This is a genomic window from Marinifilum breve, from assembly GCF_003202155.1.
GTDB classification, from domain to species: Bacteria; Bacteroidota; Bacteroidia; order Bacteroidales; family Marinifilaceae; genus Marinifilum; species Marinifilum breve.
The window spans coordinates 243,706-266,770 of record NZ_QFLI01000001.1; the positions used below are offsets into that span (position 1 = coordinate 243,706).

The window sequence follows — 23,065 nt, forward strand, 5'->3', positions numbered from 1 at the left end:
TTTTGGGTGAATGCAGCAATATTCATTCCTAAAGTTACTTCTTTAAAAGTTTTCTGGCATTCTCATGAAATTTTAAATGTCGCAAACCATTAATCAATCCTTCTTCGGTAAAATAATGCCAAAAGTAATCGAACCGATGCTCTACTCCATGTAGAACTTCAAATTCATGATTCAATTCCAAATCGTTCAAATGATTATGCAAATCGTATATACATCTACGATTCTTTGTCAGCACAAAACTATCTTCTGTACCAATTTCCAATCTCAATGGAATCTGTAATTTCTTAAGTGCTTCCAAATTTTGAGATGCTAGTTTTTTATTTGATGGCAATGTATAATCACTAACATATCCCATTCCTGCAACCGAAGCAAACTTTCCAGGGTACTTCAAGTAATAATGAATGGCTCCTGCTGCCCCACGCGAATGTCCTTCTATTGAAATATCGTTACTTTCAACTCCAGCATTAAAGTTATTCTGACAATATTGCACAAACTCTCCCAGACCATCTCCCGCAATTAAACTTTCATTCTCTGGGGTAAACCATTGTACATTTTCTCTATCATTATCACCACGAATTCCAGCAATAACAACAGGTTCAATTTCACCATCCAGTATCCATTTGTTAAGCTGTTCTTCTTTTACGTATTTATTAAAAGTTGTCTCATCCCCACCTTGTCCATGCATAAAAAGTACCAATGGATAATTTCTATCTGTAGAAAAATTGGGTGGCAAATAAACAAAGTATGGAACCCAGGAACGTGAACTGCTATTGAAAACAAAAAAGCTTATTTTTCCATCTTCATAAGATGAATTTTTTATTTGATTATAGCCTTCAAAACAATATTTAGAGGTATTCATCTTCAGTATATTATCTTTCTTTTAAAATGTACATTAAATGCAAGTTATTATCAGAATAATGTTGTAACTTCTACAAAACTAAAAATTATCACTCAATAAAAAATATTTCCAAGCACATGAACTCTCTAAATTTTGGTTTTGTCTGAAACACTGCATATTTAAATGGTTTCAGTTCCTCAATATTAATTCTCTCTATATAGGCATAAAAATTACTGATTAATATAATTTGTGCGTTATTCAAATCAATTCTACATTTGTATCGTTACAAAAACAAAAGAAAAATAAACTTTAAAATAAATCTAAGATGCAAACTTTAATCGGAAAAAAAGCTCCATCATTTCAGGCTAGCGCTGTAGTAAACGGAAATCAAATTGTTGAAGGATTTTCTTTAGATCAATTTGTAGGAAAACAAGAAGTCGTATTCTTCTTCTACCCTCTTGATTTTACTTTTGTTTGTCCAACTGAGTTAATCGCTTTCCAGGACAAATTGACTGAATTTGAAAAAAGAAATGTAGCAGTAGTAGGTTGTTCTGTTGATTCAGAATTCTCTCACTTTGCTTGGTTAAATACTCCAAGAAACAAAGGTGGTATCGAAGGTGTAACTTACCCACTTGTTGCTGACTTATCTAAAACAATTTCAGAAAACTTTGGTGTATTGGCTTCTGAGTATGACTACGATACTGAAGGAAATGCAGTTTCAACTGGTGCTCCTGTTGCTTACCGTGGATTATTCCTTATTGACAAGCAAGGTGTTGTTCGCCATTCTGTAATTAACGACCTTCCTTTGGGACGTAACGTTGATGAAGCAATCCGTATGGTAGATGCACTACACCACTTCGAGGAAAATGGTGAAGTTTGTCCAGCAAACTGGAGCAGAGGTGAAGAAGCTATGCAAGCTACTGCTGAAGGTGTTGCAGAATACTTAAGCAAGAACTAAGAATAAGAAACAAAATTAATCTCTAATACCACTTAGGTGGTTAAAAATCAAAAATAACAAGATCATGAAAATTAACACATATCAAGATATCACTACTATCGAAGGAGAAGCAAAAAAAGATTACATCGATAGACACTCAGCTTTCATTCACTGTGATGAATCAGCAAAGAAAGGTGAAAAATTCAAAGTAAAAGTGAAAATTGGTGATGCTTATGCACATCCAGATGATTTTGATCACTATGTAGCATGGGTTCAATTATGGGATGGTGAGAAAATGTTAACTCAAGCTAACTTCTCTTCAGGAGTACTTGGTGGCGAAGCAAACCAAACCGAAGTTGATTTTTACGTAGTTCCTTCTCGTAAAATGAAATTAACTGCTACAGCATTCTGTACTAAGCACGGATTGTGGCACTCAGATGAGAAACTAGTTGAAGTTTCAGAATAACAATTTCATAGATTTGTAAAAAAGGGAAACCGTTTGGTTTCCCTTTTCTTTTTTATTCTTTTTGATCTTTCTTCTCTTTTAAATATTTATCCAAGAATGTCACAATTTGTCCATATCCCTTGATTTCATTTTCCTTTTTACGGAAACCATGACCTTCATCCGGGAAAACGATATATTCTACAGGAACATTATTTTTCTTAACAGCTTCAACAATTTCGTCCGATTCAACCTGTAGAACACGAACATCATTTGCTCCCTGAAGTACCATTAAGGGTTTAGTTACCTTATCAGCGAAAAACAATGGAGATTTATTATATAATGCTACAGAATCCTGAGTTGTAGGATCACCCATTTCAGCATATAAAGCTTTTCTAAACGACTCCCAATACGGAGGAATAGATTTTAGAGTTCTCAACCAGTTGGTTACTCCAAAAATATTTACACCCGCTTTAAACTCATCTGGTGTATAAGTAAGTGCAGCCATAGTCATATATCCACCATACGATCCTCCAATAATACCAATCTTATCAGGATCAACAACGCCAGTGTTAATTAAGAATTTCTTTCCCCAGATACAATCTTTCAAATCCACATCGCCATGCTTTTTATCGTCCATAGCAAAGAATTTCTTACCATAACCGCTACTTCCTCGGTTGTTTACAGCCAAAACTGCATAACCTTGGTTCACCATATATTGAATTAGTGAGAAGTAACCAACACGCGATTGTCCACCCGGACCACCATGTACCCAAACCAAAGCAGGTACTTTGTTATCGGCGCTTGCCACTTTTGGTTGATAATAAATGGCAGGAATTGGAAGACCATCAAACGATTCGTAACGAACCACTTCAGCTTCAACAAGATTTGCTGGATCAATTTCAGGGTTTAATGTATTGGTAAGCTGTTTGGCTTCTTTGTCACCCATATCAAAAACATAGATATTATTTGGAGATACTGATGTTCCCACAACCAATCTTCCTCTTTGTTCGTCTTTAGTTAAGCTAATCGATTTAATATCTGCACCAGGAATTTTAGGCAATTGAACTTCTTTTCCTGTTGCAATCTCAACCACTTTGATATTGGTTTTTCCATCCTCGTTGATACCAATAATTCTAAAGGTTTCATTATAACTGTGATATGCATACCAAACATCCCAATTGGTTTTATAAACCAAACTTTTCTCTCCTGTTTCAATATCATACTTGTTCAGGTAAACAAAATCAGAATCTTCATTACACAGGTAATACAAGTACTTGTTATCTAAACTGAAGAATTGCGGATTATAGGTCGCATCACCAAAATGCTCCGAGATGTGTGTACGCTTGCCTGTTCTTCTATCATACAAATACATCTCATTATTTGTAGTAGTCAGACTTTGTGTTAATGCCAGGTATCTGTTATTCTTACTCTTCGCTTCAACATCAAATCCATCATTGTTGGTGTAAATTAGTTTATGATTTGGTTTGCCTTTAAGAATAGATTCAACACTTACCTGGTACAAATCCATAAACTTAGGATTACGTTTGTTCGATTGAAAAAAGAAAGATTTTTCATCACGATCCCATCCCCAGAAACTTGCTTTTGCATTTTCGAATGGAGTTAGATCAGTAATATTCCCCTCTTCATCTCTCATGTAAATGTGATTGTTTTCATTTCCACCCTGATCTGCCGAGAACAAAACCTTATCGCTATTTGGGAAATAGGAAATGGCAAAATAGGACTCTTTTGTGGAGGAAGTTAATTGTTTCTGAGCTGAACCATCAACAGGTATCTCGAACAGGTTATAAATACCTGTTTCGTTACTGCTTACCAATAACTTCGATTTATCAGAAGAAAATGACCCTCCGCTTACACTAATGTTCTTGTAGAATTGCTCGATACTGTACGATGGTACCGTAATCTTTTCTTTTGCTGGCTCACAAGACACAAGAGCAACAACAAAAATAAATAAAATCAGATAATTACGTTTCATATTTTTAAAATGAAGGTTAGAAATACTTTTAGAATTAAGTATTGAGAGTGGTGTCGGATATAAATTTATAACATTGTTTCGGCTTTACAAAATATTTATATGTGGTTCAAATCATTTAATTCTGCATAAGAATTAGCTTTTGCAATCAATCAATTCAATTCAAAAGCTCTATATTTGCCCAATCTTTTTAAAAATGATATTTGAGACTAAATAGTATGAAAGAATCTGTTGTTATTTTGTGTGGTGGAGGTCCAGCACCAGGAATTAATACTGTAATTAGTAGCGTTGGTAAAGTGTTTTTAAGAAATGGTTACCGAGTTATTGGTTTACACGAAGGTTATAAAGGTCTTTTCTCTGAAGATCGTAGAATGGAGGAATTAGACTTTGTAACTCTTGATGCAATTTTCACCAAAGGTGGTTCACACCTAAAGATGAGTCGTTTTAAGCCAAAAGACAGCGATTTCACAACCAAATTCTTTATTGATAACAACGTAAAACTATTGGTTACCGTTGGTGGTGACGATACTGCATCTACAGCGAACAGAATCAGCAAATACTTGGCTGATAACAATGTGAACATTTCAAACATTCACGTACCAAAAACTATTGATAACGATCTTCCATTGCCAGAAGGAACTCCAACATTTGGATTCCACTCGGCAAAAGATGAAGGGGTTAAGATTGCAACAACGGTTTACGAAGATGCAAGAACTTCTCAAAACTGGTTTGTTTTGGCAGCAATGGGTCGTGAAGCGGGTCACTTGGCATTCGGAATTGGTGCAGCATGTCATTTCCCAATGATTATCATCCCTGAGATGTTCAACAAAACTGATATCTCAGCTGAAAAGATTGCTCAATTGGTGATCTCATCTATCATCAAACGTAGAATTTTAGGCTTGAACTATGGTGCTGCTGTAATTAGTGAAGGTGTTTTCCACTTTATGAGCGACGAAGAAATTGAAAGTACTGGTGTAAACTTTACCTACGATGCTCACGGTCACCCTGAGTTGTTCAACGTAAGTAAATCTCACGTATTTAACATGTTGATTCAGCGCAAAATCAAATCTTACGGGCTAAACATTGGAACTCGTCCGGTTGAGCTAGGTTTCGGATTGCGTTGTTGTCGTCCTATCGGATTCGACTTGAGCCTTTGTACTCTTCTTGGTGATGGTGTTTACACTTTATTCAAGCAAGGTCACTCGAAATGTATGGTAACTGTTGATCCTAAAGGTGATGTTGCTCCACTTTTCTTGAAAGATGTTGAAGATGAAAACGGAAAAGTAAAACCTCGTTTGGTTGATGTAAACAGTGAAAAAGTTCAGAATGTGATGAACTACAACTTGCATTATCTAACTGAGGAAGATATGGAAGCAGCTAAAGAGTATCTTCCAGATCCAGAAAATTACATCTTCAAAAATATTTTGAACTGGGAATAAAGCAATGAATAATTATTAATGAGTAATTAATAATTGTGAGGATATAAAAAAGGCAGTTTGAGCAATTCAACTGCCTTTCTTTGTATTGTATCCTTACAAAGACATTGCATGCAACGTCTCTACTGCTCCCTTATTTGGTAAAACACACCTCTCTCCTGTTCTACCTTTTCGAATCCTTTTAGGCTAGCCAGATTTCCCAAACAGCGATCGATTTCCTCTTCACACAGTCCGAGCATTGTAATTAGATCTTCAACCGTACAAGGTCTGCGAGATATGGTTTCCTTGATTGCCGTTTCAGTATCCGAACGGAACTGTGTTTGTGTCGACTGTTTGGCTTTGGCAATAATTCTCACATTATCCAATTGCCATAGGTCCATTACCGCTTGTAACTCTTCTTGCGTTGCTCCACGAAGATTAGCTACAGTTCCTGGACGATCCAGAGTATTCAACTGAACGATATCAGGATTAATTTTTAAGATGATTTCCTTTAAGGCCAATAATTCTTCCTTACTGTCATTATAATTTGGCAAGATGAATACTTCCAACCAAATTTCACCTTTAAACTCAGCACTAAAATCGATCATTCCCTGAATGTAAGCTTCAAAATTGATCTCTTTATGCGGACGGTTTATCTTTCGGAATACAGGCTCTGTTGCTGCATCTAAGGATGGCAGAATTAAATCTGCTTTGTTAAGCGCTTCTCTTACCTTCTTATCATGTAAAAGGGTTCCGTTGGTGATCACACACACTGGAATATTCGCCTCATTCTGCTTTACAAAGGCAATGATCTCTTCTAAATTGGCATTTAGGGTTGGCTCTCCCGATGCAGTAATGGTCACATAATCAGGAGCCTGGTTATTTTCCAGATAATGGCTCAATTCTTCCTTAATTTTATCTGCAGCGATATAATCTTCCTGCTGAACCGATAATTGCGTTGTTCTTCCAACTTCGCAATACACACAATCAATTGAGCACACTTTTTTTGGCACCAAATCTACCCCTAACGACATGCCCAAACGTCTTGATGGGATTGGGCCAAACAAATATTTATACATTCTTTCCTTTGTCATCTTTTGCTATGTATGCGGTTTCTTTTCAAACCGCGAAATTACATAGCAAACCTAATGAAATATATTAGAAAGTGATTAAAATTACCCTTCAGAATTTAAACTGTTTCTTAGGATTTTCTCTCTTTCAACAAAATTTCTATTTTTGCATGACACACCTATCAAATTCTAACGGACAATTCGTTAATTTTAAGTAAAAATCATCGGGAGTATCCGATTAAACACACGAATATGTCTGAAAATAATGTAAATGCTTATTTGCTTCTTACTTGTCCCGATCAGAACGGGATAGTTGCTAAAATCACACAGTTTATTTACCATAGTGGCGGCAATATTATTGCCTTGGACGAACATGTAAATCAGAATCAGGAATTCTTTTCTTTTCGTGTGGTTTGGAACATGAAAAACTCTACCATTCCAGCCTCGGAATTGCATGCAGCTTTTGAACCGCTTGCCAAAGAGTTTAAGGCACACTGGAGAATAGAGTTTTCGGGACAGAAGCAACGTGTGGCCATTTTTGTATCGAAATACGATCATTGCCTGCAGGAGATTTTGTGGCGCTACAATATGAACGAGTACGAGATTGAAATTCCATTGATCATCTCCAATCATCCCGATTTGCAGCACATTGCCAATGCTCAAAACATTCCTTACCATGTGTTTCCAATTACCAAGGAAAACAAACAGGAACAGGAAGCTAAAGAAATTGCTCTTTTGAAAGAGCATGATATCGATTTGGTAATCTTGGCTCGTTACATGCAGGTATTATCGCCAGGTTTTATCGAAGCCTATCGCAATAAAATCATCAATATTCACCACTCTTTCCTTCCGGGATTTGTAGGTGGAAATCCATACAAACAGGCCTACGAACGTGGTGTGAAAATGATTGGTGCAACCAGCCATTTCGTGACAGAAGATCTGGACGAAGGACCAATTATCGAACAGGATATCATGCGCATTACCCACAAGGATACCATTCCAGACTTAATTCGAAAAGGTCGCGATTTGGAACGTATTGTTCTGGCTCGTGCTCTTAGCTACAAGGCAGAGCATCGCATTATTGTGGATGGTACGAGGACGATTGTTTTTGGGTAATATTACCTCACAAGACCCTTATTTTTAGCACCTCACCCTAGCCCTCTCCTCAAGGAGAGGGAATTTGACCTGCCAAGTTTTATGGATGGTAAGTTACTTGTGGACACACTTGCTGTTTCGAGTTTGCAACTCGGTGCTTATGCAAATTTCTGCTCCTGTGAATTTGAAATTCACAGGTTTCGAGTTTTGGATTTCCAATCCTCAAAAATCGAATTGTAAATTCTTAACACCATAAGCCCTGATTACAAATCAGGACTAGCGAGGTTTCGAAAACATTGCTATATACAGAACATTTTAACTACAAGTCAAAGACTAGCAGCATTGAGGGATACACTTTTCCTTAAAAATCTAAATAAATCGTAAAAACAAATTATGGAATGAAATCTGGATAGATCATATCAAATTCAATAGCTTCTATCCCTAATTTACTTCTCTCCTTTTTAAAATCACTCTCATTTAATGGTCCCCAAACCGTATCTCTTTCAAATTTAGTTTTTTGGTTCATCTGAATAATATAAAAATTCGTGATGGTTGTGTCCGCCTCATATCCACCTTGAAATCCACTTGTAGGATGCTGTTTGGCAATTATGTATTCATCATTGTGCCCAACAGCAAAAACATACTCATCAATGATCATTGATGAACCGCTCGAATGAAGCTGGTCTTCTTTAGAAATTGTCTGGTTCTTAGGAGAATCAATCCAAAGAACAATATATCTCCCTTTTATCCTATCTGATCCACTATCAAACAATCCAAAACATCCCGATAAAAGTATGGCTATTAGAAATGACGCAAAAACGTTTTTTACCATGTTTCATTATTTTTTTCCAAAACAAAAGTCTTACTACACATCACCTCGTCTTCATGGATGATCTCAAAAATCCATTCGCCCAGCTGCATTTCCCAATCAAATTCGAAGGTGTAGAAGTCGAAGCCTAACTCATCGCTGTATTCGTCTTTTTCCTCAGTGGTTTCTATAAAAGCTTCATTGGTTTCAGGATTAACAAGTTTTGGATGTCGGATTCTACAGATAAAATCAACACGCTCTGCAATCTCCGAACCTGTTTCGAAGCGATAGCTGATTCCAAAGCTCAAGCCTTTTTCAGGATGAATGACATGAGTTCTTTCCTGAAACTCCATATCATCAGAATGCAAAAAGTAACCTGTTGAACTGCCAGGAACATATTCTTTCTTCGTCTTCCCTATGGCTTTACAAATTCCGTAATCAACTATTTTTATTTTCATGCTTATTGTTTTTACTGATACCGCCTTTCTTCCCCTGAGGGTATCACTTTAAATAATGCTCTCAGTTTAACTAGAAAAGAAGCCTACAAATAATTGATACCCTCAACTGAATTGAGAGCATCAAAATTACAGTTTTTTCAGCGTTTGATGCCAGTATATTCCTTCAAATATTTCCTAATCCCCTCTAGTCTTTGCTTGGTCCAAAAAATATAAGTTTTATAGTAGTCCGAATCTGTTTTTTTCTTTATGTAAGGTGCATCAAATGTAATATGGTCTCTGGCTTCAGTAATCAAATTATAAATCCAACGACAAGTGGGATTTTTTATTTTTATCACCTCATATTTTAGTCCTTGTTTGGCAAGTTCTGTTGCTGTGTTTATCTGCTTTGCATTGATAATTTCGACAAAGCTTATCGCACATTTTTTCTTAAAATCAGTCTTCTCTTCAAGACTCACAGCATCCTTTTTTAATAGAGCTTCTGAATCTTTTATCAAAGCACTTAAATCTGATATCTGGTTAGGAATTAAGTCCTTTTCCATATTACATTCTTTTTAGGTAAGGATACTCTTCTCTGGTTCGAGTTTGAGATTTACAATCCTCAAAAATTGAATTGTAAATTCTTTACATCATGAGCCCTGATTGTAAATCAGAACTAGCGAAATTCTTCAAGTTAAAGCCATTTAATTTCGTATCCCACTTCATCCTCCTCAATTTCTCCAACGATAAATCCTAAAGTTTCTGTAGCAATTCTTTTAAACTCAGCTTTCCACTCCAACCATTCATTTAATTCCATATTGGCAGTGAATAAAAGCCCACTTGGTTCTACCGATGCCACAACCGATTTTTCATTCTGATTATAACTAAACCAATGAGGAATTCCTTCTTCTCCTAATCCATCCTTACCGAAACCTAACCAACCAGGCATTTGTTTATAGACCAAAGGAACCTTTTCCAATATCTCTATTGGCAAATCGTATCTGATATTCAAATTACAGTTTTGGTATTCCATACACTAAAATTTAAAGAAGTTAAATGGTACTTATTTAATTTACTATATCACCTCTTAAAAATTGAATTTAAAATTCATTACACCATAAGCCCTGATTACAAATCAAGATTAGCAAGGTTAAATAGAACAAGAAGCAAGTTTATTAAAAACAGAATATATTCATTTAATTTCTTTTTCAATTAAATTAAATCCTTCATCATCCAATTCCATTTGGTAAAATTTCACTTTTTCATATTTACTTAGTCCCTTTATAATATTAATAACTTTGGAACTCTCACTAACTTTACACTTAACACCAAAATAAATAGCTTCAAGGCATACTGGATCAAAATTAAATAGCTGATTTGATTTTTTTAGTACACGCACTTCAGCTTCATATTCCCAGTCTTTAGATTTTGTATAAAAAAGAAACTTTTGAGGATCAGAAAAATTATTTCTATCCTGAAATGAAGGTAACCGTTCTAAATAAGTCACAGCATGGCATTCTTCGAAAAAATCTTTGTCAGTAGTATTAAATTTAAGACAGACTCCATTGTGATTATCCGCATAATGCGACCACATTAGTATATTATTATGCTTTTTCGAAAAACATGAAATCCCAACATATTTATATAAAACTTTTAATGTTAAATTTGAAAAGAAAACCCCAGATTTATTTCTATTATCGATCGTTAAAGCAATATTGTTAAGCATACTCTCTTTTAGATAATAAGGCTCACTTACCGCCGTTCTTTTACGTTCTTGGTGTAGAATTTCATTTATTTCATTATCATACCTTATGTCTTTAACATACTGGCAATTTATATTGCAATCAAATGGATCATTAAAATTTTCAGGACTGGAAAACCAAATTTCATTATATAGAATAGTTGAAAGCAAGAATTGATTTAAAGGAAAGTATTTATAAACAGTATCCATTTAATATAGTTTTATTTTAAAGTAATCTAGCTTCCAAAAGCTATAGTTCCCTAATAAATTAAGTATTACATTTGGTTTACAAGCCTTTTTATTCTAATGGTCAGTTGCCATTATTAGTTACTGCCTCTTCTCTAACTACGAATGATGTGAAATAATCATCAACATTTATTTCTAAAAGTTCGATCTGTTCTTTTGGTGCATTTTTAACAACTTTCCAATATGAAAATAAATTTCTATTCAACCACTCTTTTCCGTATTCAGATTGTCCATTAATAATTAGTAATAATTGCTCATGATCCGACAATTGAGATCTTAAGATTCTTATATATTCGTATCTTTCGGTATCATTCATTAAATCGTCCGGTATTTCTACTATTAATTTTACCGTTTGATATAAATGGCGAAAATAATGAGCCAAATCAGTTAAGTGTCCATCCATAATCGAAAGTTGATTCTCAAAGTAATCATATCCATTCTTTTCTTGTGACATATAATCCAAATAACGATTAATTAACCTAATATCATATTCCCCCAAATGATCCTTTAGTGTATTAATTGATACTTCTTTTAAACCAATAAAAAATGTCTTATATGCTATATCAAATATATGTCCAGTATTTAATTCTCTTAATATATTTGCAACCTCAACATCCTCTAATTCATCTTCTTCAAGAAAATCCTGAACCCAAAATTCATCATCATCATCATCATCATCATCATCATCAAGTCCTTGCCCTTCTCTTATATCAATTCCTTCAACTTCCTCACCTGCTATCTCTTCGTCATCAATTAAAGAATGCTCACGAATAAACACTTGTGTCCACTCGTAAACAATCATAAATTCTTTAATTAAAGAATAAAAAATAACACCTCCCATTTCATGTCCATAGAATTTTCTTAGTTCATTCACGTTATCTCGATGAAGCTTTATCATTTCAAAAAACTTACTCTCAAAACGATCAATACTATTTTGTTTAGATTGTGATTCAAACTGATCAACGTGTTTAGAATTCGCTTCATATTGTATCCAAAATGCTAAGAAAGTCAGTCCTGCAGCAATTATAGCAACAAAAGGTCCCATTATACCACCTATAGTATCCCCTATCTCTCCTGTTTTTGAAAATGCAATGCCAGATTCAAAAAATGTTGTTCGTGTTAACCAATAAGGCAAACACAATACAATTGTTAATGAAACAACAAAAACTAAGAGAGTATACAACAAAGTTTTTTTAGTTTTATTCATTTTTTGAGTAATATATAAGGATTTTACTTTTTTTATAATTGCCCAAATCTACAAAATCCCCAACCAACACTCACACAACTTCCAAAAAACATATCAATATAAACTAATTCTAATCTATTAACATATCTACTATACATTTCAAACAATACCAATATCAACATATTCCCACAAGTAAATAAGTGCAAACATTAATTTGGCATAGTTTGCACACAAAATAATGAGCAAATGAGTTGTGCTGCTTATTTTGTACAAATTGGAGCTTAAAAATCGATATGAGTGCTTGTTTTGTGCAAATCTGGGCGTTTTAATCGTTAAAATGTGGAATTTTGTACAAATTTATCGTTCAGGATCATTAATCGTCTAAATTTTGTACAAATCTGGTCGTTTAGATCAATTTTTGCACTGATTTTGTAGAATATTCATACTGAATATCAATAGAAATAACGATTTTGCACAAAATTTCAGGTAAAGATCAGTAAAAACGATTTTTTTGTACAGAATTGCCTCTCTAAGGCATCCAATCGCATTATTTTGTACAAAAGAACACTCAAAATTCATAGGAAAGGGAAATTTTGCACAAAATTCTGCTTCCCATCTATCTGAATGAATCATTTGCCACAAAAAGAAGCCTAACATCAGTAATGACGGTATCTGTAGCACAAAATAATCACCACATCAATATTTATCTTAAAACTACATCAAAAACTAATGAAGTTATAATTATTGGTTTAATTAATCAAGACATTTTTACTTTATTTCACTTATCATACATTTTAACATCAATTAACATTACTTCCTAAATTATATTTCTTAAATTTTGATTGCTTTTAGCCCTTAACACATAAAATCTTAAAAAACATGTCAACAAGTATTTATTTTTACTGCAATGGTGATGAGGTCAATAGTATTGGCAAAACCATTGAAACAGAAAGTGAAAAAATTGATACCAGCGAAGATCCTATTTTTACCCAAATTATTGCTGAAGAGAAGCAAGAACGCTCGGTATTGGAAAACAGTATCAAGTACAATAAAAGAGGCTCTGTTAGCAAGGAATTAAAGGAATTGGACGATATTTTCGACAATGACTTTACTTGTTTGAAAGGCTTTATTATTGCCAACCGAAACATGACCAGTGAAGAAATTGCCAATGATGCCAACGAAATTTGGGATTTAATGGGCAAGTACAATCGTCAGCTTCACAACTTAAGTTTGGAAGGGCAGTTTACCAATGCCAATATCCTGTTCTCAAAACTTGAAGAGCCTGTTATGAAGGCCAAGATTGATAAAATGATTGGCGTAAGCGATTGCTTGGTAAAGGCAAAAGCATCTCTTAATAATGCTGAGCTTTGCTACGAGGAGCTGAACGCTCAGGAATCGCAAATTGAGGAAGTGATTGCTCCATCGAGTCAAAAGAACATTCTTCGCAACATCATTAACGAAAAGCTGTTGCCACATTTGAACAACTGGAATATGGTGCAGCCTGATAAGTATGGTGCTTTATTGGATGCCATCGAGCGAAGAATTGAAGAGGTAAACGCAAAAGCGCGTGCTCGTAAAACCCGAAATGCCAATGATGGCATTGAGGATGAAACCACCGAAGATTAATTCCATTTCTATAATTTTTAAGGGCTATTATGGGACATGCGGATGTGTGTCCCTTTTTTTATGCTCACTTTGATACCTCACGCTAACATTCTTAATAAATTCATGTTAGGGATTATTATATGTGTTCAAAGATTATCAAAAAATGCTTTAGAGTTCCGTCGCATGATAGTAGGAATCTATTTTTAATGCCTTCCTATGCGACGGATTTGAATTTCTAAATTCTCCCTTTTCAGGGGGAGATGCCGACAGGCAGAGGGGTGTTTGTTCATAACTTACTAATTCACCCTTTAGTCTGTCGACAGTTTGTTCACACTTCACTGTTCATTGTTCATTGTCTTTCGCGCCAGGCGATGACAGAAATCTTGTTTCTCATCTCCAGAGTGTCCTTTTATCCAGTTGAACTCCATCAGTTTTCCTTTGCAGAGCTCGTTCACCTCTTGCCAGTATTCGGAAAATTGAACATCGCGACCAAAGGCGGTTTGCCAGTTGTTGTGTTGCCAAAAATGCACCCATTGTACCAAGCCTCGAATCACAAATCTGCTATCGGTATTGATCTGTATTTTCTCAACAGTTTTTAAACGCTGTAATCCATCCAATACAGCCAACAGCTCCATCATATTGCTGCTTCCTCCTTCAATCATTCGGGAGTAGATTTGCTGGCTACCATCCGGATCTTCGGTAAATCCGCCATATGCCGATTGGTTGAATTCCGTGGAGTGTGATCCGTCGGCATAGATTTTATGAATGCTTTTTGTTTCGATCTTACTGGTAGTAATTTGTAGCTCATCCGTTCGTCGGTCAACCCTAATGTAGGTATTAAAATCGGCCTCTTCTAAAAATCGAAAATCCTCTATAAACACACAGTTGATGGTTTGATTGGGTTTTAAATTTCCTTTAATGGCAGAGCGCATCACCTTTTCGAACTGAAACTTCAGCTTACAAATCGTTGCAGCTAAATTCGATTCTTCATCAATTTTAATTTCACCCAATGTTGGTAGATAAGTCAGGTGAATTTTTTCAACCTCATTTGAGAGGAAACATTCTACCTGATCTCCATTTATGGATTTTATTTGTAGCATGACTTTGATTACATCCATTCCGCAATTTAAGCTTTAGGATTGATATAGCTTGTGTTTGGGTTGGCAAAATTGCCTCACTCAAGAAAACACCTCACCCTAACCCTCTCCTTAAGGAGCTATTCTTTATACATATTTATTTTCGTGAATATAACTTGACGAAGAATGAGATATGCAATCACCTAATTACCAAGGCCTCCCCTTCTTGGGGAGATGCCGACAGCCAGAGGGGTGCATTTTGGATAAAATTATTATTACTCACCCTTTAGTCTGTCGACAGTTTCCCTAAAAGGGAAACACTCAACTTGCAAATATTATAAATGATTCATCCTTACCTAATCAAAATACCTATTCCAGATTTGCGTATAAAGAGTAGCTTAAGGAGTGGGAATATCCACGAATTAAATAAGTAGAAAACTATAACAAATATCCTCGTGGCGATGGTCTGGAGAACTTCCCTTCTCCTCGAGGAGAAGGGATTGAGGGATGAGGTGATTTCCAGCCAATGTTCATTTTCTACGAAGATTTTAGGGCTAAATCCCCTTACCAAATTGGAATCAAAAAAAGCCACCCCCACAATGGAGATGGCTATATTTTCTTACTCTGTCAGTCCTTGCGACGCTGACAGGTTTGTTTACCAGATTACTGCACGTTGTTCTTCGGTGCGGTACAATGGATCTGTTTCAGCAATTTCGAATGCTTCGTAGAATTCAGGAATGTTGAACAATCCACCATTTACACGGTATTTACCTGGTGAGTGAACATCTTCCTTAATCAATTTTCTTAGGTACTTATCGCGAGTGTTACCTCTCCAAACTTTTGAATAAGCCAAGAAGAAACGCTGCATGTTAGTGAAGCCTTCGATATCAGCTGGCTGATCACCATCTAAAGCCATTTTGTAAGCTTCTAAAGCAACAGTTAATCCACCGTAATCAGCAATGTTTTCGCCAAGAGTTAGCTTACCATCAACATGAAGATCATCGAATGCATAGAATCCGTTGAATTGCTCAACCAATTTCTCTGCTCTTGCGTTAAACTTCTCTGTATCTTCTGGAGTCCACCAGTCTCTCATGTTACCATCCTTATCGAATCTACGACCTGAATCATCGAAACCGTGAGTCATTTCGTGACCAATTACAACACCAATTGCACCGTAGTTTACAGCATCATCACCATCTAAATAGAAGAATGGAGGCTGAAGAATTGCAGCTGGGAAAACCACTTCGTTCAATAATGGATGGTAGTAAGCGTTTACAGTCTGAGGAGTCATACCCCATTTTTCGGTATCAACTGGCTGACCCAATTTTGCAATATTTTTAGCATCATAGAATTTTGCAGATCTCCACAAGTTTTGGATGTAAGAGTCAGTTCCAACTTCTAGTTTTGAATAATCTTCCCACTTGTCTGGATAACCAATCTTCACACCAAAAGCATCTAACTTAGCCAAAGCTTGTGTTCTTGTAGAATCGCTCATCCATTCCAATTTCTCAATTCTTCCGCGCAAAGCAATCTTCAAATTGTTTACCAACTTGTCCATTCTTTCTTTCGCTTCTGGTGGGAAATATTTAGCAACGTACAATTGACCAACTGCTTCACCTAAAACACCACCTGTTGCATTCGACATGCGTCTCCAACGTGGTTGTTGTTCTGTAGCACCAGTTAACACTGTTCCGTAGAAAGCAAAGTTTTGCTTCTCCAATTCTGTACCTACAGAACCTGCGGCATCATCCAATACTTTCCATTTTAGGTACAATTTGATATCTGCCATTTTCTCATCAACCAACATTTGGTTCAATTCTGCCATATATCTTGGGTGAGTAGTAATTACATACTCTTTGATATCAGCACCTCTTCCTTTGAAATATGTTGCCCAATCGAAGTTTGGATATTCATTCATCAATGTTTCAACTGGCTTAGGGTTGTACATTGCTGGGTAGTTTCTATTCTCTAAACGAGTGTTGAATTTAGCAGCCATGCGAGTCTCAAACTTCATGATTCTCTCTGCATTTTTTACGGCAACATCAGCATCTTCACCAATCAATTCGAACATTTTGGCAACGTGCTTCACAAATTCTTTACGGATGTTTAGATTGGTTTCGTTATCAACTACGTAATAATCACGATCTGACAATGAAAGTCCATCTTCTGACAAATACATGCGGTTAACCTCTGTATTTTTCAAATCTTGCTCAACACCAGCGCTAAATAATGCGCTAATACCCATTTGGTGCAAGTGAACCAATTCGTCACGAAGATCAGTTACGTTTTTAAGCTTTGCAATTCTTTCGAATTCCGGAAGCAATGGCTTGATACCAACTTCGTCAATCTTCTTTACATCCATTGCTGTTGCATAGAAATCTTTAATCTTTTTCAGATTACTTCCTTCTTCTGCATTTTCAGCTTTTGCAGCATCTTCCAACAAAGTGTGAACTGCTTCGTTTGCTTTTTCACCAAGGATATCAAATGCGCCATAACGACTTCTATCTGCAGGAATTGGAGTGTTTTTCATCCAAGTTCCGTTAGCATATTCGAAGAAATCTTCACCTGGTTTTACAGATAAGTTCATGTCCTCTTTTTTGATCACACCAATTCCTTTTTGAGATTGTTGTGAACATGCAACTGTAATAGCAAGAGCGGCTCCAAGGCCTAGTGCTCCCCATGCTAGTTTTTTCATGTCTATTGTTTTTATAATTTAGTTTTTGATTCTTGGTTTTCTTAAGCTGCCGAAATTATAAAAATTCCGAACAATACACCTATTTTTTCGATAAGCAGAACAAATCTCGGGATAAGTCTCTTTGCGAATCTTGAGTAAAACAGGGCAAAATCAATTCTCTCTAATTTGAATTTGATTTTTACCTACACAATCTGCGAAACTTTTATCTTCTGTATTGATCAGAAAGAAATCAAAGAATATTGAAAATGGTTATTTCTGATTGTCGAAATTATAGGTCAACTTTAACATTACCGATGGTTTGTTTCGATAGTGATCCTCAAAAACAAAATTATTGCCCTTGGTTGTGCTCTTGTATTTAATACTATTGAATACATTGTTTACAGATAGTAAAATCTGCCACTGATCATCCTTAATGGATTTCTTTATGGCCATATTAGAAAAAACATATGCTTCCCGCTCAGATTGCGCAGAAACGTACGGACTCTTGTATTTCACGTCCCATTTAAAGGTAAAATTCTTGGGCAGTGTAATAATGTTATTCAGTCTTGAATCAACTTTGAATTGCTCCTCTCTTGAATCTTGATTTTCATAGTCAACATCTAATCTGTAATGATACATACTCGTGGATAGGTTTATATTCCACCAGGGAAACAGATCTATACCTCCCATAAATTCACAACCTATACTCAGGGAGTTACCAATATTATCTTGTGAAGAAACACTTACGTTTTCCGATTCCAATCGATAATAATCCTGAATCACATCCGATGATTCATGAGCAAACAACTCAAGGCCAATAAAATCTTTGTTCCATGATTTTTTATAATTCAATTCATACGAATTGGAATAAGAAGGCTTTAAATTTGCATTTCCTTCTACGTATGAGTAGCTATCTTCGTATGTCCTAAATGGAGCCAATGGCCAATAGTTCGGTCTCCTTACTCTACGAGAATAACTGGCTCCAATTTGATGTTCGTCGGTAAAATTGTATAACAAATGAGCACTTGGGAAGAAGTCCCAAAAATCTTTACTAGATGGCTGTTTAATTCTCTCCCCCTGCTGATTGGTATATTCATAATCCGATTGGCGATCAGTCCATTCCACTCGAGCTCCCAATTTATATTCAAACTTTCCAACTTCACTCTTAAATGTAGCGAACCCTGCATAAATATCTCTTTTGTAAACCACCTCCTGATCTATTGGATCATTGGGAATGGGAGCAAATACATCATCAGAATCGTATGTTCCGTTAACGACTGTCATTTTGGGAATGTGATCAGTATCCATTTGTCCACCTATTTCAAAGGAAGAGTTTTCACTCAATTTATTCGAGTAACACAGTTTCAGGCTTACAAAAGTTTCGTTGCTTTCTGTATCTTTTGAACCTATTCTTTCTACTCTATCTGCATAAGTTTTCGTATCAATCGCTTCCCCAATGTATTGATGTAAGTAGGTAGAATAATCGGCATAAAAAGATAACAAATGATCTTTATCTTTTGTGAAACTGTGTTCATATTCAAATGTTGCTCCAAGGTATTGATATTCACTTTTATTTCTGTTCTTCAAATCGTAATCTTCATATTTGATTTCATTTCCATCCTGTAAAGTTTGCTCCACAAAATGTCCATTTGCTTCGTGATCATTACCAAGTAGAAGTGGGTTTACATTAATATTAAAATCTATACAGTCTTTGTCTGTAAGATCATAATTGAACCCAAACTCTACATATCCATTGGTTCCTGATTGTTTTCGATCTAATTGGTAATCAACCAAGAATTGCTGGCCTTCATAATTATTAATCTTGCTACCATTAATCTCAACATCACTCCAATAATTTTTACTGGCATTACCATTAATGTACCACCCTCCTTTTTCCGATTGCTTATCAATTGATAATGAAAAGCGTTTTGTATCGTTGGTAGAAAATTGAGCACTTGAAGTAATTGCGTATCCTTCCAAACGATTCTTCTTCAATATAATTTGAATAATACCCGCCGTTCCTTCAGCATCATATTTCGCTGATGGATTTGTAATTACTTCGATTTTATCAATTTTAGATGCATCCAATTGTTGCATTTTTTCAACCCCATTTCTCACAGGGTGTCCGTTTATAAATACCTTAAAAGTTCCATCACCTCGATAGGTCAACTCTCCCTCAAAATTAACTTCCAATGATGGCACATTCTCCAAAAGATCTAAAGCCACACTTGCTTCAGGAAAACTGGAAGCATTTATCACTTTTCGATCCACCTTATAACTTACAGGAGATTTAACTGCTTTAACAGTAACCTCATTCAAATTTTCACTTAATACCTTTAGTTTTACATCTCCAAGGTTTCTTATGCCCTTATATACATCTACATCCTTAAACTCAACAGATTGGTAGCCTATAAAACTTAACATCAAATTGTATTTCCCCTTCTTTATTTTTTCAATTTCAAAAACTCCATCATCATTGGTAATTGCTCCCAATAAAATGGTAGAATCACTTAACGAGGTTAAAATGGCATTGGCATATGGAAGTGGACTCGAATTCTGTTCATCAATTATTTTTCCTGTGATTTTACAATTTTGGGCGTGTACATTTTGTAATAACAGAAGGAAAACTATTATTAAAATCTTGTTTTTCATTTCGATTCTTTTGAGTTAATGGTTTTTAGGGATTGCAATCCTTACTCGTTGTCTATTTCTTAACTTTTTCTGATATTTGGCAAAGCTTAGGCCGAATATTTTATGTAATATTAAAAGCAAGACGAACAGAGCATTCAAAATGTTACAGGCCTGATTTTAAATCCATAGTTAGACTTACTAAACATTCATAATATGTGTGAGGCAGATAATACAAGAGGAAGAGTGATATTGGGTATGAGTGGAGGAACCGACTCTTCGGTGACTGCTATGATGTTGCAAGATCAGGGATATGAAGTGATTGGCGTTTCGCTGTGGTTTTACACCAACAATCATTCTTATGATGAAAATGATAATTACCCTGACTTTATTGTAGATGCTCAAAAACTTGCACATAAACTTGGTTTGGAACATCATGTTATCGATGCTCGTAAGGAATTTAGGGATACCATTATTCAATTCTTTTTAGATGAATATTTGGCTGGTCGCACGCCTAGTCCGTGTATTCAATGCAATCCGAATTTGAAATGGAAGTTATTGCTCGAAAAAGCTGATGAACTGAATTGTGATCATATCGCAACTGGCCATTACATTACCATTGAGGATGAGAATGGTTTGTTCTACATCAAAAAAGGAAAAGACCCTGCCAAAGATCAATCTTACTTTCTTTGGAACCTAAAACAGGGTATTCTTTCCAGAACACTTACCCCACTAGGGAAATACACAAAAACTGAAGTTCGTAAGATTGCAAAATCTTATGGATTTGAAGAGGTAGCCAAGAAAAAGGAAAGTATGGGTGTTTGCTTTATGGATCGTAAAGATTACCGTGACTTTTTGCAAGAGATGATTCCTGATTTAAATGAAAAGATCGGAAAAGGAATGGCTGTAGATGTAAATGGTAAAATTTTGGGAACACACGATGGTTATCCTTACTATACGGTAGGACAAAAGCGAGGTATTGAGTTGGAAGAAAAAACGGGTTTAATGGTCAGCCGAATTGATGCCAAGAACAACACTTTAATCCTGGAGAAAAAAGCTGATTTAAATAAGCTCCAACTTAGAATATCGAGTTACTATTTCCATAACATTGAGGATATCAAGCAAGACAATATTACCACAGTGGTAAGAGGTCTTGGTTTAAATCCTGAGGGATATTCGAAGATTACAATTTTGAATGAGAATGAACTATTGGTTGATCTGGAAAATCCTGCCTGGGCAATGGCACCCGGACAACCTGTTGCCTTTTACATTGGCAACAAATTAATTGGCGGTGGTTTTGCCGAATACAATGATTGAATTTAATTCAATTGTTAGTATACTAATTAATAATTTATAGATTTAAGCCAAGGCCTACAAACAACAAGCTAAAAGCTGATAGCTGTCAGCTGACAGCTTCTTAAATAAAAAAACGGATAGAGATAATTATCTGAAGAATAAAAACAAATATGACAGATAGCATAAACAAAGCTGAACTAAACGAAGAATTAATCAAACTGATTCAAATGAGAATGCCTTTTGGCAAATACAAAGGTCGATACCTTATCGATTTACCAGAACCTTATTTGGTATGGTTTCGTGAGAAAGGATTTCCTCCGGGGAAATTAGGTGAAATGCTAGCATCCATGTACGAAATTAAATTGAATGGATTGGAAGGTATGCTGCGCCCGTTATGCAAAAAATACCAGTAATATAATTTTCAATTAACAATGATCAATTAACAATTGTGTTTTCGCATAATTGATCATTGTTAATTACAAATTGATTTGTAGGGCCATCGATTTAAACAAACAATATACCTCGGTACCCACCTCCAAATTCATCTTTTGTTGAGAGGCCTGTGTAATAGATACAATTAAAAGAAATCCAACATCAACAAGGCAATAGGTTCTATTCTCTTTTTTAATGATTTTGGTAATATTTCCCTTCAGTTGGTTGCGAATAGAAATGTCGCTTATTTCATTCAAAGTAATCGCTATATCTTCGGGGCGTAAAGAAACATTTAACTCATCTCCCACTTTGCAGCAATCGTTAATTAATTCCCGCTCTACATGAATTTCATGGCTGGCATCACGATTGATTAAATGGGTCAAGCCATTTTCTACATCATGCGATTCAACTTTAAAAGGAATTACATTCATTAGTCCCGCCCCTCGCATGATATCTAGCGATTTTTCAGACTGTATCAAATCAAAATAATTGCCATGCCCTTCTACTCTACCATTGCGAAGTAAGAACAACTCTTGCGTCAGACTTAATAGGTCAGGCAAGTCGTGACTTACCACCAACATTGGAATACCAATCTTTTTATTGATTCGAATCAGATAGGGAATAATTTGTTTTCTTAGGGCAATATCCAAAGATGAGAAAGGCTCGTCCATTAAAAGTAATTTCGGTGCACTCAGCAAGGCTCTACCAATGGCTACTCGCTGTTTTTCACCTCCCGATAAATTCTTTGGTCTTTTTTCTAGCAATTCACGTATTTCCAAAAGGTCCACCACCTCATCGAAATGAATGATTTGTTGAGTTTTATCGGCGTAAACACTTCCAAACAACAGATTCTTTCTAACAGTCATATGGGGGAACAATCTTCCTTCCTGAAATACATATCCAATCTGTCTTTTTCGCGATTTTACATTCCAATTTTTGGAGGTATCCAATATCAGCTTGTCATCAATTTCAATATGCCCTTCATCAGGTTTTTCTAAACCTGAAATCAAATGCATTAAAGTAGTTTTTCCCGATCCTGAAGGACCAAAAATCCCAGTAATCCCTTTCAAAAAATCAACCTCCACATCGAGAGAGAAATTTCCTTTTTGAATTTTTAATCTGGCCGATAATGCGTGCATATTGAGTAAT

20 protein-coding genes are annotated in these 23,065 nt (G+C 35.6%); 7 read left to right on the forward strand and 13 right to left on the reverse strand.

Translation table 11 applies throughout. From position 1 onward, the window contains the following. Nucleotides 1–34: 34 nt before the first annotated feature. A complete protein-coding gene (locus DF185_RS01005; RefSeq protein WP_110358864.1) occupies nucleotides 35–859 on the reverse strand; it encodes an alpha/beta hydrolase in 825 nt (274 codons plus the stop codon). Between the two features lie 304 nt (nucleotides 860–1,163). Here DF185_RS01005 and DF185_RS01010 point away from each other — a divergent pair, with 304 nt between their 5' ends. Beyond that, nucleotides 1,164–1,796, forward strand: a complete 633-nt coding sequence (locus tag DF185_RS01010; protein WP_110358865.1) for a peroxiredoxin — start codon at nucleotides 1,164–1,166, stop codon at nucleotides 1,794–1,796. A gap of 64 nt (nucleotides 1,797–1,860) precedes the next feature. Then, nucleotides 1,861–2,241: a desulfoferrodoxin family protein gene (locus tag DF185_RS01015; protein ID WP_207784541.1), complete on the forward strand. Its 381-nt coding sequence runs from the start codon at nucleotides 1,861–1,863 to the stop codon at nucleotides 2,239–2,241. A gap of 52 nt (nucleotides 2,242–2,293) precedes the next feature. Here DF185_RS01015 and DF185_RS01020 read toward each other — a convergent pair whose 3' ends face one another. Next, a complete protein-coding gene (locus tag DF185_RS01020) occupies nucleotides 2,294–4,213 on the reverse strand; it encodes a S9 family peptidase (RefSeq protein ID WP_110358866.1) in 1,920 nt (639 codons plus the stop codon). 215 nt (nucleotides 4,214–4,428) lie between these two features. On the opposite strand from DF185_RS01020, the gene DF185_RS01025 reads away from it, so the two are divergent. Then, entirely contained in the window at nucleotides 4,429–5,649 is a 1,221-nt protein-coding gene (locus tag DF185_RS01025; protein ID WP_110358867.1) for a 6-phosphofructokinase, read from the forward strand. Between the two features lie 119 nt (nucleotides 5,650–5,768). Here DF185_RS01025 and DF185_RS01030 read toward each other — a convergent pair whose 3' ends face one another. Continuing rightward, nucleotides 5,769–6,719, reverse strand: coding sequence for a radical SAM protein (locus DF185_RS01030; RefSeq protein ID WP_243421740.1), 951 nt, complete (start codon nucleotides 6,717–6,719; stop codon nucleotides 5,769–5,771). Between the two features lie 228 nt (nucleotides 6,720–6,947). Between DF185_RS01030 and purU the strand changes: the two genes are divergently transcribed. Continuing rightward, the gene (purU, locus tag DF185_RS01035; RefSeq protein WP_110358868.1) at nucleotides 6,948–7,811 is read left to right on the forward strand and encodes a formyltetrahydrofolate deformylase; all 864 of its coding nucleotides are present in this window, start codon (nucleotides 6,948–6,950) and stop codon (nucleotides 7,809–7,811) included. A gap of 370 nt (nucleotides 7,812–8,181) precedes the next feature. Here purU and DF185_RS01040 read toward each other — a convergent pair whose 3' ends face one another. From DF185_RS01040 to DF185_RS01070, 6 genes are all read right to left on the reverse strand, one after another. Further along, nucleotides 8,182–8,622, reverse strand: a complete 441-nt coding sequence (locus tag DF185_RS01040) for a DUF3997 domain-containing protein (protein WP_110358869.1) — start codon at nucleotides 8,620–8,622, stop codon at nucleotides 8,182–8,184. Continuing rightward, nucleotides 8,616–9,056: a DUF3859 domain-containing protein gene (locus tag DF185_RS01045; RefSeq protein WP_110358870.1), complete on the reverse strand. Its 441-nt coding sequence runs from the start codon at nucleotides 9,054–9,056 to the stop codon at nucleotides 8,616–8,618. Before DF185_RS01045 ends, DF185_RS01040 begins: the two co-directional genes overlap by 7 nt. A gap of 137 nt (nucleotides 9,057–9,193) precedes the next feature. Further along, entirely contained in the window at nucleotides 9,194–9,595 is a 402-nt protein-coding gene (locus tag DF185_RS01050) for a hypothetical protein (RefSeq protein ID WP_110358871.1), read from the reverse strand. A gap of 131 nt (nucleotides 9,596–9,726) precedes the next feature. Beyond that, on the reverse strand, nucleotides 9,727–10,065 hold the full coding sequence (locus tag DF185_RS01055) for a hypothetical protein (protein ID WP_110358872.1): 339 nt from the start codon (nucleotides 10,063–10,065) through the stop codon (nucleotides 9,727–9,729). Nucleotides 10,066–10,224: 159 nt separating this feature from the next. Continuing rightward, nucleotides 10,225–10,983 (reverse strand): DUF2971 domain-containing protein, encoded by a 759-nt coding sequence (locus tag DF185_RS01065; RefSeq protein ID WP_110358873.1) that lies wholly within the window; start codon nucleotides 10,981–10,983, stop codon nucleotides 10,225–10,227. Nucleotides 10,984–11,083: 100 nt separating this feature from the next. Next, complete coding sequence (locus tag DF185_RS01070; RefSeq protein ID WP_110358874.1) at nucleotides 11,084–12,226, reverse strand: putative phage abortive infection protein; 1,143 nt, start codon at nucleotides 12,224–12,226, stop codon at nucleotides 11,084–11,086. An 858-nt stretch (nucleotides 12,227–13,084) separates the two neighbouring features. On the opposite strand from DF185_RS01070, the gene DF185_RS01080 reads away from it, so the two are divergent. Continuing rightward, nucleotides 13,085–13,831 (forward strand): DUF6261 family protein, encoded by a 747-nt coding sequence (locus DF185_RS01080; RefSeq protein WP_110358876.1) that lies wholly within the window; start codon nucleotides 13,085–13,087, stop codon nucleotides 13,829–13,831. 314 nt (nucleotides 13,832–14,145) lie between these two features. Here the strand turns inward: DF185_RS01080 and DF185_RS01085 are convergent, their stop codons facing one another. The 3 genes from DF185_RS01085 to DF185_RS01095 form a co-directional block, all read right to left on the reverse strand. Further along, nucleotides 14,146–14,910: a ribonuclease H family protein gene (locus tag DF185_RS01085; protein ID WP_165835905.1), complete on the reverse strand. Its 765-nt coding sequence runs from the start codon at nucleotides 14,908–14,910 to the stop codon at nucleotides 14,146–14,148. A 631-nt stretch (nucleotides 14,911–15,541) separates the two neighbouring features. Continuing rightward, nucleotides 15,542–17,581, reverse strand: coding sequence for a M13 family metallopeptidase (locus tag DF185_RS01090; RefSeq protein ID WP_110358878.1), 2,040 nt, complete (start codon nucleotides 17,579–17,581; stop codon nucleotides 15,542–15,544). A 249-nt stretch (nucleotides 17,582–17,830) separates the two neighbouring features. Continuing rightward, nucleotides 17,831–20,212, reverse strand: coding sequence for a TonB-dependent receptor (locus DF185_RS01095; protein ID WP_110358879.1), 2,382 nt, complete (start codon nucleotides 20,210–20,212; stop codon nucleotides 17,831–17,833). A gap of 192 nt (nucleotides 20,213–20,404) precedes the next feature. Between DF185_RS01095 and mnmA the strand changes: the two genes are divergently transcribed. Beyond that, nucleotides 20,405–21,505 (forward strand): tRNA 2-thiouridine(34) synthase MnmA, encoded by a 1,101-nt coding sequence (gene mnmA / locus DF185_RS01100; protein ID WP_110358880.1) that lies wholly within the window; start codon nucleotides 20,405–20,407, stop codon nucleotides 21,503–21,505. A gap of 149 nt (nucleotides 21,506–21,654) precedes the next feature. After that, a complete protein-coding gene (locus tag DF185_RS01105; RefSeq protein WP_110358881.1) occupies nucleotides 21,655–21,897 on the forward strand; it encodes a DUF3820 family protein in 243 nt (80 codons plus the stop codon). A 63-nt stretch (nucleotides 21,898–21,960) separates the two neighbouring features. On the opposite strand, the gene modC is transcribed toward DF185_RS01105, so the two are convergent. Continuing rightward, nucleotides 21,961–23,055 carry a molybdenum ABC transporter ATP-binding protein gene (gene modC, locus DF185_RS01110; protein WP_110358882.1) on the reverse strand — a complete coding sequence of 365 codons (1,095 nt, stop codon included), beginning with the start codon at nucleotides 23,053–23,055 and terminating at the stop codon, nucleotides 21,961–21,963. Nucleotides 23,056–23,065: the final 10 nt, after the last annotated feature.

Coding starts and splice junctions, on each gene's coding strand:
- DF185_RS01005 (WP_110358864.1), bottom strand. CDS start 859: ATGAATACCTCTAAATATTGTTTTGAAGGCTATAATCAAATAAAAAAT.
- DF185_RS01010 (WP_110358865.1), top strand. CDS start 1,164: ATGCAAACTTTAATCGGAAAAAAAGCTCCATCATTTCAGGCTAGCGCT.
- DF185_RS01015 (WP_207784541.1), top strand. CDS start 1,861: ATGAAAATTAACACATATCAAGATATCACTACTATCGAAGGAGAAGCA.
- DF185_RS01020 (WP_110358866.1), bottom strand. CDS start 4,213: ATGAAACGTAATTATCTGATTTTATTTATTTTTGTTGTTGCTCTTGTG.
- DF185_RS01025 (WP_110358867.1), top strand. CDS start 4,429: ATGAAAGAATCTGTTGTTATTTTGTGTGGTGGAGGTCCAGCACCAGGA.
- DF185_RS01030 (WP_243421740.1), bottom strand. CDS start 6,719: ATGACAAAGGAAAGAATGTATAAATATTTGTTTGGCCCAATCCCATCA.
- purU (WP_110358868.1), top strand. CDS start 6,948: ATGTCTGAAAATAATGTAAATGCTTATTTGCTTCTTACTTGTCCCGAT.
- DF185_RS01040 (WP_110358869.1), bottom strand. CDS start 8,622: ATGGTAAAAAACGTTTTTGCGTCATTTCTAATAGCCATACTTTTATCG.
- DF185_RS01045 (WP_110358870.1), bottom strand. CDS start 9,056: ATGAAAATAAAAATAGTTGATTACGGAATTTGTAAAGCCATAGGGAAG.
- DF185_RS01050 (WP_110358871.1), bottom strand. CDS start 9,595: ATGGAAAAGGACTTAATTCCTAACCAGATATCAGATTTAAGTGCTTTG.
- DF185_RS01055 (WP_110358872.1), bottom strand. CDS start 10,065: ATGGAATACCAAAACTGTAATTTGAATATCAGATACGATTTGCCAATA.
- DF185_RS01065 (WP_110358873.1), bottom strand. CDS start 10,983: ATGGATACTGTTTATAAATACTTTCCTTTAAATCAATTCTTGCTTTCA.
- DF185_RS01070 (WP_110358874.1), bottom strand. CDS start 12,226: ATGAATAAAACTAAAAAAACTTTGTTGTATACTCTCTTAGTTTTTGTT.
- DF185_RS01080 (WP_110358876.1), top strand. CDS start 13,085: ATGTCAACAAGTATTTATTTTTACTGCAATGGTGATGAGGTCAATAGT.
- DF185_RS01085 (WP_165835905.1), bottom strand. CDS start 14,910: ATGCTACAAATAAAATCCATAAATGGAGATCAGGTAGAATGTTTCCTC.
- DF185_RS01090 (WP_110358878.1), bottom strand. CDS start 17,581: ATGAAAAAACTAGCATGGGGAGCACTAGGCCTTGGAGCCGCTCTTGCT.
- DF185_RS01095 (WP_110358879.1), bottom strand. CDS start 20,212: ATGAAAAACAAGATTTTAATAATAGTTTTCCTTCTGTTATTACAAAAT.
- mnmA (WP_110358880.1), top strand. CDS start 20,405: ATGTGTGAGGCAGATAATACAAGAGGAAGAGTGATATTGGGTATGAGT.
- DF185_RS01105 (WP_110358881.1), top strand. CDS start 21,655: ATGACAGATAGCATAAACAAAGCTGAACTAAACGAAGAATTAATCAAA.
- modC (WP_110358882.1), bottom strand. CDS start 23,055: ATGCACGCATTATCGGCCAGATTAAAAATTCAAAAAGGAAATTTCTCT.